At 41.3% G+C, this 13,622-nt stretch carries 11 protein-coding genes; 6 read left to right on the forward strand and 5 right to left on the reverse strand.

From position 1 onward, the window contains the following. The 5 genes from K8F54_RS07015 to K8F54_RS07035 form a co-directional block, all read right to left on the reverse strand. On the reverse strand, positions 1-2,417 hold a 2,417-nt coding region (locus tag K8F54_RS07015; protein WP_290788901.1), incomplete at its 3' end, for a sodium-translocating pyrophosphatase. A 109-nt stretch (positions 2,418-2,526) separates the two neighbouring features. Then, positions 2,527-3,054 carry an inorganic diphosphatase gene (locus K8F54_RS07020; RefSeq protein ID WP_290788903.1) on the reverse strand — a complete coding sequence of 176 codons (528 nt, stop codon included), beginning with the start codon at positions 3,052-3,054 and terminating at the stop codon, positions 2,527-2,529. A 230-nt stretch (positions 3,055-3,284) separates the two neighbouring features. Continuing rightward, the gene (locus K8F54_RS07025; RefSeq protein ID WP_290788905.1) at positions 3,285-4,229 is read right to left on the reverse strand and encodes a kelch-like protein; all 945 of its coding nucleotides are present in this window, start codon (positions 4,227-4,229) and stop codon (positions 3,285-3,287) included. Between the two features lie 82 nt (positions 4,230-4,311). Beyond that, complete coding sequence (locus K8F54_RS07030) at positions 4,312-6,804, reverse strand: DUF5686 and carboxypeptidase-like regulatory domain-containing protein (protein WP_290788907.1); 2,493 nt, start codon at positions 6,802-6,804, stop codon at positions 4,312-4,314. A 61-nt stretch (positions 6,805-6,865) separates the two neighbouring features. After that, positions 6,866-7,843 carry a pyruvate dehydrogenase complex E1 component subunit beta gene (locus tag K8F54_RS07035; protein ID WP_290788909.1) on the reverse strand — a complete coding sequence of 326 codons (978 nt, stop codon included), beginning with the start codon at positions 7,841-7,843 and terminating at the stop codon, positions 6,866-6,868. Between the two features lie 239 nt (positions 7,844-8,082). On the opposite strand from K8F54_RS07035, the gene K8F54_RS07040 reads away from it, so the two are divergent. From K8F54_RS07040 to K8F54_RS07065, 6 genes are all read left to right on the forward strand, one after another. Then, entirely contained in the window at positions 8,083-8,823 is a 741-nt protein-coding gene (locus K8F54_RS07040; RefSeq protein WP_290788911.1) for an electron transfer flavoprotein subunit beta/FixA family protein, read from the forward strand. 16 nt (positions 8,824-8,839) lie between these two features. Continuing rightward, a complete protein-coding gene (locus tag K8F54_RS07045) occupies positions 8,840-9,808 on the forward strand; it encodes an electron transfer flavoprotein subunit alpha/FixB family protein (protein ID WP_290788913.1) in 969 nt (322 codons plus the stop codon). Between the two features lie 83 nt (positions 9,809-9,891). Beyond that, positions 9,892-10,524 (forward strand): bifunctional nuclease family protein, encoded by a 633-nt coding sequence (locus tag K8F54_RS07050; protein ID WP_290788915.1) that lies wholly within the window; start codon positions 9,892-9,894, stop codon positions 10,522-10,524. A gap of 3 nt (positions 10,525-10,527) precedes the next feature. Further along, on the forward strand, positions 10,528-12,252 hold the full coding sequence (locus K8F54_RS07055; protein WP_290788917.1) for a nucleoside transporter C-terminal domain-containing protein: 1,725 nt from the start codon (positions 10,528-10,530) through the stop codon (positions 12,250-12,252). A gap of 100 nt (positions 12,253-12,352) precedes the next feature. Further along, entirely contained in the window at positions 12,353-13,177 is an 825-nt protein-coding gene (locus K8F54_RS07060) for a thymidylate synthase (RefSeq protein WP_290788919.1), read from the forward strand. 9 nt (positions 13,178-13,186) lie between these two features. Continuing rightward, on the forward strand, positions 13,187-13,621 hold the full coding sequence (locus K8F54_RS07065) for a TonB family protein (protein WP_290788920.1): 435 nt from the start codon (positions 13,187-13,189) through the stop codon (positions 13,619-13,621). Position 13,622 lies beyond the last annotated feature (1 nt).

Raw genomic sequence — 13,622 nt, forward strand, 5'->3', positions numbered from 1 at the left:
ACTTCAGCTTCGGTACCCGTTAAGGTCTTTGTTTCGGTGGTGGTCTCACCATCTTTAGTAGTAGCAATGATAACATGGGCGGTCGTGACATCTCCATCCACCGACATTTCCACCTTTACTTCTTTTGACACTTCAGCAGCATCGGCATCTTTCACCTGATTTGCTTCTTTATCGGTTAGAATCGTTTGGTTACCGTCTTCATCGATAAAAATCATTTCTTCTGAAGTATTGTTATTATCTGCGATCGCATGTCCTCCTAAGATCGGAGCCAATACCAAACCAATAAGGCAGGTAAGTTTAATCAAGATGTTCATAGAAGGCCCTGAAGTATCTTTAAACGGATCTCCAACGGTATCACCTGTTACGGCTGCCTTATGCGCTTCAGATCCTTTATAGGTCATTTCACCGTTGATCATCACACCGGCTTCGAATGATTTCTTTGCATTGTCCCACGCACCTCCGGCATTGTTTTGGAAGATAGCCCAAAGTACCCCACTCACGGTTACTCCGGCCATATAACCCCCTAACATTTCGGCAATGGCCATATTGTCCATTCCAAAGATCATAGGAACAAAGGTAATTACCAATGGGAAACCAATGGTCAAGAAACCTGGTAGCATCATTTCCTTTAAAGAGGCCTTGGTTGAAATTGCCACACATTTATCGTATTCAGGTTTTCCGGTTCCTTCCATGATCCCGGGAATCTCTTTAAATTGTCTTCTAACTTCATGTACCATTTGCATGGCTGCTTTTCCTACTGCGTTCATTGCCAATGCTGAAAACACTACAGGAATCATTCCTCCTACAAATAACATCGCCAAAACCGGAGCCTTATAGATGTTGATGCCGTCGATACCGGTAAACGTAACATAGGCTGCAAATAAAGCTAATGAAGTCAATGCCGCCGAAGCAATTGCAAATCCCTTTCCGGTGGCTGCTGTTGTATTACCAACCGAGTCTAATATATCGGTACGCTCACGTACGATGGGGTCTTGTTCGCTCATTTCGGCGATACCACCGGCGTTGTCACTAATAGGACCAAACGCATCGATCGCTAACTGCATCGCTGTAGTTGCCATCATGGCAGAGGCCGCCAATGCAACTCCGTAGAAACCTGCAAATGCATAGGATGCCCAGATAGCAGCTGCGAATAATAAAACCGAAGGAAAGGTAGAAATCATTCCGGTCGCTAAACCGGCAATGATATTTGTTCCTGCTCCCGTGCTTGATTTTTCAACTATTTTTAAGACCGGTTTTTTACCCAATCCGGTATAATATTCAGTTACCGAAGAAATTAATCCTCCTACGATAAGACCTATGATAGTAGCCGCAAATACACGTAATGATGAAATTTCAACCAATCCTTCTCCGAAGAATTCCATTTGCATGGTTTCAGGAAGCATCCATTGTACCAATACAAAACAAGAAATAGCCACTAATATAATAGACACCCAGTTCCCGATGTTCAAGGCACCCATTACTTGAGATTCTTTGGCGTCGTTACTTTTGATCTTCACCAACATGGTACCGATCACAGAGATAATAATTCCCGCTCCGGCAATGGCCATAGGCAATAATACAGGACCAATTCCGCCAAATCCATCGGCGAGTGCACCCCCCATATCTTTAATCACGTAATTTCCTAGCACCATGGCAGCTAATACGGTCGCCACATACGACCCAAATAGATCGGCTCCCATTCCTGCAACATCTCCAACGTTATCTCCTACGTTATCTGCAATAGTAGCAGGATTTCTAGGATCGTCTTCCGGAATACCCGCTTCTACTTTCCCCACCAGGTCGGCTCCAACATCGGCCGCTTTGGTATAAATCCCGCCACCAACACGTGCAAAAAGTGCAATAGATTCGGCTCCTAAGGAGAATCCTGCTAGGGTTTCTAACACTATGGTCATGTCATCGGTAGATGTCCAAACTCCTCCCATAAAGTATTGAAAGAAAAAGATAAAGAAAGCGGTAAGTCCTAGAACAGCCAGACCGGCAACTCCCAAGCCCATTACGGTACCTCCACCAAACGATATTTTCAGTGCGTTTGGTAAGCTGGTACGTGCTGCCTGTGTAGTTCTTACATTGGTTTTAGTAGCAATTTTCATTCCCATGTTTCCGGCCAATGCCGAGAAAAAGGCACCAAAGATAAAAGCAATTACAATAAGCCAATGTGTGGTAGGGACAATAATACTAACGGCTGCGAGTGCGATACTCACTATTAATACAAATACAGCGAGTAGTCTGTATTCGGCATTTAGAAATGCAAGGGCTCCCTCGTAGATATGATCTGAAATTTCTTTCATCTTTCCGTCACCGGCATCTTGTTTCATAACCCAAGATCTTTTAAAGAGCATATAAAGTAACCCTAGTACTGCCATTGCGATTGGCATATAAATCATCATTGATTCCATATTTTTTTGATTTGTTATTTAGCTGGGCAAAAGTAGGAAAATCGGGCGGAATTAAAAAACCCATCCAAATTAGATTTGGACGGGTCTGTACACTTTATAAAATAACCTCTTAAATGGTAAAATTGCCCTTTACTCTGTGATCGCTTTTATCGTATCGCTCTACACATTTATGAAGTATATCGTATGCTTCGGAAGCATCGCCCCAGCCTCCTACATCCACACGTTTCTTTTCAAGGTCCTTATACACTTGGAAAAAGTGTTCAATTTCCTTTACAATATGTGGATTCATATCTGAAAGATCGTTCAAACTATTCCAAATAGGGTCAGAAACCGGAACACAAATCACCTTTTCATCGGGTCCCTTCTCATCGGCCATGTGGAACACCCCAATGGGCTTCACTTCGACCACGCACATCGGGAAGGTTGGTTCACCCCCCAACACCAATACATCCAAGGGATCTCCATCCAACGCCAGCGTTTCAGGAATAAAACCATAATCTGCGGGATACATCATAGAAGAAAAAAGCATCCGGTCGAATCGAATTTTTTTCAATTCAAAATCGTATTCATATTTATTGCGGCTTCCTTTTGGTATTTCAATTAATACATCGAAGGTTTCTTTTCCTTTCGGACTCATAGCTATCGTTTTTTAAGGGGTGCAAAATTAGTGAAATTAATTTCCATAAAACAGAAAAGGCTACCAAATTTGGACAGCCTTTGTTAATCTTTGTGTGGTTAGACGAAACCTTGTTTTACAATATACAGGCTAATCTTAATGTGTTATAAAATTGGTTTGAATTACCATTTGGGGTTGTAAACAAGATCTCTTTTAAAAAGCGCAGTTTGATCTTACCTAACCCCCAGCCCTTAGTTTGAAACCCACACATCGTTTCGGGCCTCGGTATCATAACCTCCTACAAGCCATAATTTGTTATTAAAAGAAACCGTTTTGTGCGATGACCTTTTTGAAAAAGCTGCATTTTCAAGAAATAAATCCCAAGTGACCCCATCTTCGCTGAACCATATATCATTAGTTACTCCCGGATCATTTCTACCTCCAATTACCCATAGTTTATTGTCAAAAACAGCTGACCCATGTTGAATTCGAGCAGAAAATCCTGCATTCGATGTTGCCAGTGTCCATATACTTCCATCGCTACTATACCAAACATCATTGGTTCTGTGATCCATATTATAGCCGGCTATAATCCACATTTTATTATCAAAAACTTCAGAAGTGTGTGATTCTCTAAATTGAAACGCTCCATTTTCTACAGCCATTGTCCAATTGATCCCATCACTACTACTCCAAACATCTCCTAAACTTGAACTATTATAACCTCCAATTACCCATAATTTATTATCAAATACGACAGAGGAATGTCTTTCTCTTTTACTGAAGTTCGCTTCATTTACGGCCTCAATCCATGTCACTCCATCTGAAGAATACCATACATCATTCTTAAAATCGCTACCACTGGTACCTCCTATAACCCATAACTTATCATTGAAGGCTATCGCAGTATGAGAATACCTTGCTGGGAACCCTGCATTCGATGTAGCTTCTGTCCAAGATATCCCATCGCTACTATACCACACGTCATTTTTTGGTCCTCCATCGGCTCTCGTGCCAATAACCCATAATTTACCATCAAATACGGTTAACGTATGGCTAAATCTGCCCGAAAAATCGGCGATTGTAGCCAGTGTAAAATCAGTAAACCCATCGGTTGGGGGAGAATCGTCTCCATTTTTACAACTAACTGCTGTAAAAATTAAAAATAAACTCGACATTAAAAGAATAGGCCTCATCGCAATAAAATTATAATGGTTCGCAACCTAAAGATACGGCATTATAACTAACTACATAACAGTAAATTAAAAAAATAATAACTCAAAACGAGAAACCAAAAATTCCGGTAATACCAAACTTTCTGGCATCGGTATTGTCCAGATAATTTCCTCGGAAGTTAAAATCGAGTCTAAAGATTTTGAAGATATTTCCAACCCCTACACTGTACTCGTAGTAAATGTCTCCCGGAGCCTTATATTCAATACCTGAAGCGTTCAGGGCGATATTCTCATCGGAAATTTTCCCATAGGCAGCTCTGAAGCTTATGACTTCGCGTAAGTTTAATTTTCGAAGAACTGGTATCCTCGAAAAGATCCTACCTCCAAAATTATGTTGTAAATGCAATGATGCATAGGTATCACTAACAAATTCGTAATAATCTAATTGTGTAAAGGAATTGTAGATACTAAAATAGGTTTGATTCCCGGGAATAGGGCTCAAGAGACTCAGTGGCACCTCACCAAAGGTTTTTCCAACCTCCACCGTAGAATACAACCGTCCTAAACCACCAATGTTCCACGGTTGAGTATATAACGCCTGTACTTTTTGATATTCGAAATCACCATTCAGAATTCCTTTTAACCCCTGTGTATATCCCAGATAAAAGGTTGGAAAACTACCCTCGTTAATGACCGTACGCTCTACGCCATAGCGGGAGGTTTTACGTTTCGGGGTATATGTAAAAGCCAATTCAACTTCGGGTTGTGCGATTTCACTTCTCACCTCACCTGTAAAGACACCGTTCTCCTTTACATTATAATCTATACTAAATGTGTCGGTTGCAGCTCGCAGGGTTCGATACGAACCTGTTAGCCGTACAATAAAATTCTTGGCCGGTTCGATAGAAAATCCGGCGGTCGTCAGATTTATTCGCGTCAATCGATCATTTGCTCCTACCGAAATCAAAGACGATGAGGCCAGACTTCGTCCTAAAACATCGTTACTGGTTGTCAAACTCGCTCCGGTCTGTTCTACATCTTTTCGGTTCCCACCAAATACCGTGAGTCTTGATTTTCGATCTATTAACCATTTCCCGGAAATCCCATATTTAAATCGTTCGTCTTTAAACCCATAGGCCCCAAACCCTTCGATACGCCAGGGGTCGTTCTGACTAAAATACGTACGTCCACCTAGGCGAATTCGCATTCCTTCCGCCTCATTATATCCAAAAACAGAAAACACCGGTCCTAAGTCGAAATTATTAACCTCGTAATAGCCGGATGCCAATGTAGAAGCTAAATTATAGAGTGTTTTAAAACGAGGAACCGTCTTTAAGGTGTCAAGCATTTTATAAACCCCCTTCTCGTCCTTACTTAACTTTTCCATGCGGTTTTTTTCCCAAAACTCGTCCGGACGGTTGTACACTTCGTATTGATAAGGATCTACCTGTTCACTGTAAAATTTCTTTTCCTTCGGAATATCAAAAGTATAGTTGTCGTACAAAGTAGTTCGCTTTCCATACATCCCTCGTGCTTTCTCTTTCTTTTTAAAACTGAAATCACTTAAAAAGTAATCCTTGGTAATTAAAAAAGTAGAATCGTTCAAGACATCAAATTCCTGTTCAATATACACCTCCCGAACCCAGTTTAAATTCGCACTTTTAGAAGCTTGTAGGTTAATCTCTTTAATAGCCCAGGTGGTGTCGTTTACCCAAAAGTCTCCTTTAAAAGTGAGTTCGTTCTTACGTCTCGGATAATAGACAATATTGTAGCACCATTTATTATCCCGATAGGCACTGTCTAATAAAACATAGTTGTAAACATCAACTCCGGTTCTGGACAACGGACTAGTAAAGGCTTTGTCAAAAAATTTAAGATAATTGTCGTACACATCGTATTCGCTGTACAGGTCTCGAACAAATTCAATAAGGGTTTGGTTGTTTTCGAATCCCGAATTTTTATTACCCTCCAAAACATCTTTTTCCACGTTCATCACATTATCGCCGTACACCTTCGAATAGGCCTCATTGATAAAAATAGGCAGGTAGGTATTTCCGGTAATATTGGAAGTATCAATTTGTTCGAAAACAAATTCCATTCCTTTAAAGACTTTGCTTTTTATCAGTCCCGAATCGATTGTATTTAGGTCGAATTCAAGCTTTTCATATTTATCGTATTGGTATTGGTTGAATCGCTTTACGCCGTTTTCTCGACGGTTCTCCCAAATCTTCCGAAGGATATCAATGGCCGGGTTATTCTTTTTGGACTGTTTTCCGCTAATCAACACCACTTCACTAAGCGCAGAAGCCTCTTCTTCTAGGACCACTTCCATATTGTAGTTAATACGTTTAGGAAGAGTTAGTTCTTTATTGGCATAGCCTATGAAGGAAAAAACTACTTCGGTATAGGTTTCATCGCTCTCTAAATAAAAACGCCCTTCCTCATTTGAAATAGTACCTTCGTTGGAATCCTTAAAAATAACATTTGCAAAAGCAACCGGCTCACCCGAAGCATCCTTAATTACACCGCTAATTTTAGTCTGGGCTGTTACCAATGAAGTAACTAAGAAGAAAAATAAAATGTAGTAGTGCTTCATAGAATGATAGGCCTCAATAGATTTGGTAACGCATTTTTATAGAAAAAAGTACGCAGATAGGTTACTTATACATTACTTTTTTCACGGCCTTGATCACATCATTGCTATTTGGAAGCCATTCTTCCAATAGCACCGGAGAATAAGGAGCAGGAGTATCTGCTGTATTTATTTTGATAATGGGTGCATCGAGATAGTCGAATACCCGACTTTGCACTTGGTAGGTAATTTCGGTGGCCACGTTTCCAAAGGGCCATGCCTCTTCCAAAATGACCAATCGGTTGGTCTTTTTAACCGATTCTAGGATTGTGTTATGATCCATGGGGCGTACGGTTCGAAGGTCGATTATTTCACATTCGATACCTTCCTTTGCCAATGCTTCGGCTGCAAGATAGGCTTCCTTAATTATTTTTCCGAAAGAAACTATGGTCACATCGGTCCCTTTTCTTTTGATTTCAGCAACACCAATTGGAATAACATATTCACCTTCGGGCACCTCGCCCTTATCTCCATACATCTGCTCGCTTTCCATAAAAATAACAGGATCGTCATCGCGAATGGCACTTTTTAATAGACCCTTGGCATCTGCAGGATTACTCGGAACGATTACTTTTAGCCCCGGACAGTTGGCATACCAACTTTCAAACGCCTGTGAATGCGTTGCCGCCAATTGTCCCGCCGAAGCGGTTGGGCCACGAAATACAATGGGAATATTGATTTGTCCGCCACTCATTTGCCGCATTTTCGCCGCATTGTTTATAATTTGATCGATAGCCACCAGAGAAAAGTTAAACGTCATAAACTCAACAATAGGACGGTTTCCGTTCATCGCCGATCCAATAGCCACTCCGGCAAAACCGAGTTCGGAAATAGGGGTATCTATAACGCGTTTGGCACCAAATTCATCCAACATTCCTTTACTGGCCTTATACGCTCCATTGTATTCGGCGACTTCCTCACCCATCAAATAGATACTTTCGTCACGGCGCATTTCTTCGCTCATGGCCTCGCAAACTGCTTCTCTAAATTGTAATACTTTCATATAAAATCAATTCTTTTCTTTCTGAAGAAAATTTCAGGAACCCTATCACTTTTAGATAGATCGCAACAAAAATACTATTATTTATATGTGAAGACTTATTTTTTATAAAGATTTAATGCAATTTTGCTATGCGCGCATAGCAAAATTCAGAAATATATATGTATCTTCGTAGCCTTAATTCTGAAGCCCGAGGCTACAGATAAATCTGAATAAATTTCATTTCAAAATTCAAGTAAACAATGAAAATATTAGTGTGTATAAGTCATGTACCTGACACTACTTCAAAAATTAATTTTACCGAAGGGGATACCAAATTTGACACCAACGGAGTGCAATTTGTCATCAATCCAAACGATGAATTTGGACTAACACGTGCCATGTGGTTTAAGGAAAAACAAGGCGCCACGGTGCATGTGGTAAATGTAGGAGGTCCCGAAACAGAACCTACCTTACGAAAGGCTTTGGCCATTGGGGCCGATGAAGCCATTCGCGTAAACACACCGGCTACCGACGGCTACTCTGTGGCAAAGCAATTGGCAGCTGTTGTGAAAGAAGGGAGTTACGACTTGGTAATTGCAGGACGTGAATCCATCGACTACAACGGAGGGATGGTGCCTGGTATGCTTGCCAAGTTAACAGGTGCCAACTTTGTAAATACCTGTATTGGTATAGAAGTTGACGGAACGAGCGCTACTGTTCTCCGTGAAATAGACGGCGGTAAAGAAACGCTGAGTACGGCCTTACCGCTTGTGATAGGCGGTCAAAAAGGATTGGTTGAAGAAAGTGATCTGCGCATTCCAAATATGCGTGGCATCATGCAAGCGAGATCAAAACCACTTACGGTAAAAGACCCGGTAGCCGCCACGGCTGAAACCAAGTCGGTTTCCTTCGAAAAGCCAGCACCAAGAGGAGCCGTAAAACTTGTGGACAACGTTGACGATCTTGTGAATCTATTGCACAACGAAGCCAAGGTCATTTAATAAAAAAATAAGAAATATGTCAGTTTTAGTATATACAGAATCCGAAGAAGGAAAATTTAAAAAGATCGCGTTCGAAGCCGTTTCGTATGCAAAAGGAGTTGCCGATGCCATGGGGACTACAGTTACTGCTGTTACCATCAATGGAGGAAATGCGTCTGAATTAGGCACCTACGGCGCATCAAAAGTACTGGAGGTTTCCAATGGTGAGCTCGGACAGTTTAATGCCGAAGCCTATGCCGATGTAATCGCTCAAGCAGCCAAAAAAGAAGCTGCGAAAGTTGTCGTACTTACTTCTAGTGCCAATAGTAAGTTCATGGCTCCCCTTGTGGCCGTAAATCTGGAAGCCGGTTACGTTCCCAATGTAACCCAATTGCCGGTGAACATTTCGCCATTCAACGTAAAGCATACCGTCTTTACAAACAAAGCTTTTGCGGTTACTGAAATCACCACCGAAATAAAGGTGATTGGTTTGGCAAAAAATGCATTTGGCTTAAAAGAAAATGGAGTCTCTACAACTGCCGAAAGCTTTGCTCCTAGTTTAGATACTCACGATTTCGATATGAAAATCGTTTCTGTGGATAAGGCCTCAGATAAGGTGACAATCGCCGATGCCGAGATTGTTGTTTCCGGAGGTCGTGGATTGAAAGGACCAGAGAATTGGGGTATGATTGAAGAATTGGCCGCTATATTAGGAGCGGCTACCGCCTGTTCAAAACCTGTGAGCGATATGGGATGGAGACCACATAGTGAACACGTGGGACAAACCGGAAAACCGGTGGCTTCCAATTTGTATATCGCTATTGGAATTAGTGGTGCCATTCAGCATTTGGCAGGAATTAATTCGTCTAAGGTTAAAGTAGTAATTAATAACGATCCTGAAGCACCATTCTTTAAAGCAGCAGACTACGGAATTGTAGGTGATGCATTTGAAGTCGTGCCACAACTGATCGAAAAATTAAAAGCCTTTAAAGCGCAAAACGCATAAATTTTTAGTATTTTGTGCCTCAGAAAAAGGGCTGTTTAAAGAAGGAAACGTCCTTATTTAAACAGCTTTTTTTATTCTGAAATATGAGTTTAGTACGTCTAAATATTAAGGGAATATCCTACAGCCAAACTCAGAATGGTGCCTATGCACTTATTTTAAGTGAAGTGGATGGTGACCGCAAATTACCTATAGTCATTGGAGCTTTTGAAGCGCAATCCATTGCCATCGCACTGGAAAAGGAAATAAAACCCCCTCGTCCGCTTACGCACGACCTGTTTAAAAACTTTTCAGACCGCTTCGACATTGTCGTCAAGCAAGTCATTATTCATAAATTGGTGGACGGTGTCTTTTATTCCAGCATAATTTGCGAACGTGATAAAATAGAAGAAATCATCGATGCGCGAACCAGTGATGCCATCGCTTTGGCACTTCGGTTTAAAGCACCCATTTTTACGTATAAAAATATACTCGACAAGGCGGGTATCTATTTAAAGACAACTCCCAAGAAGAAAAAGGAAGATGTTTCGAAAGAAGAAGAAGCCGTGATTGAGGAATTGATCATGGGGGAAGACCGGGAATCGGTTAAAAAAACAAGCGAAGATTACACAAAGTTTTCTTTGAAAGAATTAAATCAAATGCTCGATCAGGCGGTAGACCAGGAAGATTATGAAAAGGCTGCAGCAATTCGGGATGAAATTTCAAAAAGACAAAAATAATCTATGCGAAAGCTTCTACTCCTGGCCATCGTTTGCATGGCACCAATGGTCTCTTTTGGACAAAGTATTGATAAAGACTGGCAATTTTCAGCAATTTTAGACCAACAAGGCGACTCCCTTTTTGCAATTAATTCGGAAGCAGATTATTTTCAACTTAAAGAAGGCAGCTTTAGGTATCAATTGGAAGCTAAAAATAACCTAAAGGCGTCCGGGGATTATATTTTTCAGAATAATCTACTGGTGCTTTTTTACAACCAACCCAATGACACCATTCGAAGGTATCATATCAACGAAGTGACCGATTCCACCTTGGTCTTTTCAGAAAACACTGTTTCCTATCATTTTATCGCAGCCTCAAAGAGCGATGCAGCATTGGCCGCAACCCAAATAACGGAAACCGAAAATGACGCTATCATCCCGGCTCAGGGCTTTTCAATTGACAGTTTATGGCGTGGTATTCTAGGGATGATCTCCCTTGTGTTCATTGCTTTTCTCTTCAGCGCTAAAAAGAAAGCCATCAATTGGAGAACGGTTGGGATTGGATTGACATTTCAATTAATCATTGCAATTGGCGTATTAAAAGTACCTTTCATTAAGGCGATCTTTGAAGGAATTGGAAAAGTGTTTATCAAAGTGCTAGATTTCACCAGGGCAGGTAGCCAGTTTCTATTTGAAGGCCTGGTGGTCGATATGGACACCTTTGGTTTTATTTTTGCCTTTCAGGTGTTACCAACCATAATTTTCTTTTCTGCCTTGACGTCGGTCTTATTTTATACAGGGATCATACAAAAGGTGGTGCAGGCCATGGGTTGGCTATTGACCAAACTGTTAAAGATCTCGGGAGCCGAAAGTTTAAGCGTAGCAGGGAATATATTCCTTGGACAAACTGAAGCGCCCCTCTTAATTAAGGCGTATCTGGAAAAAATGAACAAGAGTGAGATGCTCTTGGTGATGATTGGAGGCATGGCAACCGTAGCCGGTGCCGTATTAGCGGCGTATATAGGATTTTTAGGAGGTGACGATCCAGCACTTCGATTGGTGTATGCCAAACATTTATTAGCGGCTTCGGTAATGGCAGCACCAGGAGCCATTGTTATTTCTAAAATTTTATATCCTCAGACTGAAGAAATTAATACCGACGTAACGGTTTCCCAAGAAAAAATAGGCTCCAATATTTTGGATGCCATTGCCAATGGTACGACCGAAGGATTAAAACTTGCGGTGAATGTGGGAGCGATGCTTTTGGTATTTATTGCATTTATTGCAATGACAAATTATGGTCTAGGTATCATGGGTGATTGGACCGGACTAAGTGGTTGGATCGCTGATAATACCATTTACAATAGCTTCTCACTCGAAGCTGTGCTGGGCACGATTTTCGCCCCTCTTATGTGGCTTGTTGGCGTTGCGAAAGAGGATATGATGTTAATGGGGCAGCTACTTGGAATAAAATTGGTAGCCAGTGAGTTTGTTGGATATATCCAACTGGCCGACCTTAAAGAGGCATCAAGTGCGATTCATTTTAAATATGAAAAGTCCATTATCATGGCCACCTATATGCTGTGTGGATTTGCCAATTTTGCCTCTATTGGGATTCAGATAGGAGGTATTGGCTCTTTGGCCCCCGGACAACGTAAGACATTGTCTAAGTTTGGGATGAAAGCGTTAATTGGCGGTACGATTGCCTCATTGATTTCAGCGACTATCGCGGGAATGATAATCGGTTAAACATTTTATAAAAAGCGTTGATAACTTATAATAAATCCTAGGGTTTAGTGTTTTCATTTATGACGCTGTTTTTTACATTTATTTCCTGAAAAATATTGAAATGAAACAATACCACGACTTACTAAAACACGTATTAGAAAACGGTACTGAAAAGCACGATCGCACCGGCACGGGCACCAAAAGTGTTTTTGGCTATCAGATGCGCTTCGATTTAAGCGAAGGATTCCCAATGGTTACGACCAAGAAGCTTCATTTAAAGTCGATTGTGTATGAATTATTATGGTTTTTAAATGGGGATACCAATATCAAGTACCTTCAGGAAAATGGCGTGCGTATCTGGAATGAGTGGGCCGATGAAAACGGAGATCTGGGACCGGTATACGGACATCAGTGGCGCAATTGGAACGGTGAAGAAATCGATCAGATTTCAGAAATTATTCAGACCCTAAAAACAAATCCGGACAGCCGAAGAATGCTGGTGAGTGCATGGAATCCAAGTGTGCTACCGGATACCTCGAAACCTTTCTCAGAGAATGTAGCGAATGGCAAAGCGGCACTACCTCCCTGTCATGCATTCTTTCAGTTTTATGTAGCAAACGGAAAACTATCCTGCCAATTGTATCAACGCAGTGCAGATATTTTCTTAGGCGTACCCTTTAACATTGCATCCTATGCACTCTTTACGATGATGATGGCGCAGGTCTGTGACCTTGAGTTCGGTGAATTTATTCACACCTTTGGCGATGCACATATTTATAGCAACCATATGGAACAGGTGGAACTACAACTATCAAGAGATCCACGTCCTTTACCAAAAATGTTGTTAAATCCAAATGTAAAAGATATATTTGGCTTCAAGTTTGATGACTTTACCCTAGTTGATTATCATCCACACCCCCATATTAAAGGTGCGGTAGCCATTTAAAATCTATTTATGAAGAACGCCCTATTATTTTTATGCCTACTTATTTCTACATCTCTTTTCGCACAGGAAGAATGGGGCAATATGGAGAAAAATACACTCACCATGAAAGAGATCGGTCCCGTGTGGCCCGGTTGTGAAAAAGGAAGTGCTACCGATCGTCAAAACTGTTTCAACCAACAATTGGCCCAGCATATTGCCAAGAACTTTCGATATCCTGCCGAAGAGTACAAAAAGAATGTACAAGGAAAAGTTATCGTCGAATTTGTCGTGAATGAACTAGGAATTGTCGAGGTGAAAAACGTTAGCGGAGGTACTGCCGGACTTCAAGCCGAAGCGAAACGAAACATACTGGCAATGCCAAAAATGGCAAAACCCGGGATGATGGGAGGCAAGCCACGTGTTATCAAGTTCACGGTGCCGTTTACATTTAAGACGGGGAAATAAG

The sequence above is a fragment of the Altibacter sp. genome (assembly GCF_019913785.1).
Taxonomy (GTDB): domain Bacteria; phylum Bacteroidota; class Bacteroidia; order Flavobacteriales; family Flavobacteriaceae; genus Altibacter.

Excerpts from the sequence above, each read along its gene's own strand:
- K8F54_RS07065 (WP_290788920.1), top strand. The coding sequence starts at position 13,187 with ATGAAGAACGCCCTATTATTTTTATGCCTACTTATTTCTACATCTCTT.
- K8F54_RS07025 (WP_290788905.1), bottom strand. The coding sequence starts at position 4,229 with ATGAGGCCTATTCTTTTAATGTCGAGTTTATTTTTAATTTTTACAGCA.
- K8F54_RS07045 (WP_290788913.1), top strand. The coding sequence starts at position 8,840 with ATGTCAGTTTTAGTATATACAGAATCCGAAGAAGGAAAATTTAAAAAG.
- K8F54_RS07040 (WP_290788911.1), top strand. The coding sequence starts at position 8,083 with ATGAAAATATTAGTGTGTATAAGTCATGTACCTGACACTACTTCAAAA.
- K8F54_RS07060 (WP_290788919.1), top strand. The coding sequence starts at position 12,353 with ATGAAACAATACCACGACTTACTAAAACACGTATTAGAAAACGGTACT.
- K8F54_RS07030 (WP_290788907.1), bottom strand. The coding sequence starts at position 6,804 with ATGAAGCACTACTACATTTTATTTTTCTTCTTAGTTACTTCATTGGTA.
- K8F54_RS07055 (WP_290788917.1), top strand. The coding sequence starts at position 10,528 with ATGCGAAAGCTTCTACTCCTGGCCATCGTTTGCATGGCACCAATGGTC.
- K8F54_RS07035 (WP_290788909.1), bottom strand. The coding sequence starts at position 7,843 with ATGAAAGTATTACAATTTAGAGAAGCAGTTTGCGAGGCCATGAGCGAA.
- K8F54_RS07050 (WP_290788915.1), top strand. The coding sequence starts at position 9,892 with ATGAGTTTAGTACGTCTAAATATTAAGGGAATATCCTACAGCCAAACT.
- K8F54_RS07020 (WP_290788903.1), bottom strand. The coding sequence starts at position 3,054 with ATGAGTCCGAAAGGAAAAGAAACCTTCGATGTATTAATTGAAATACCA.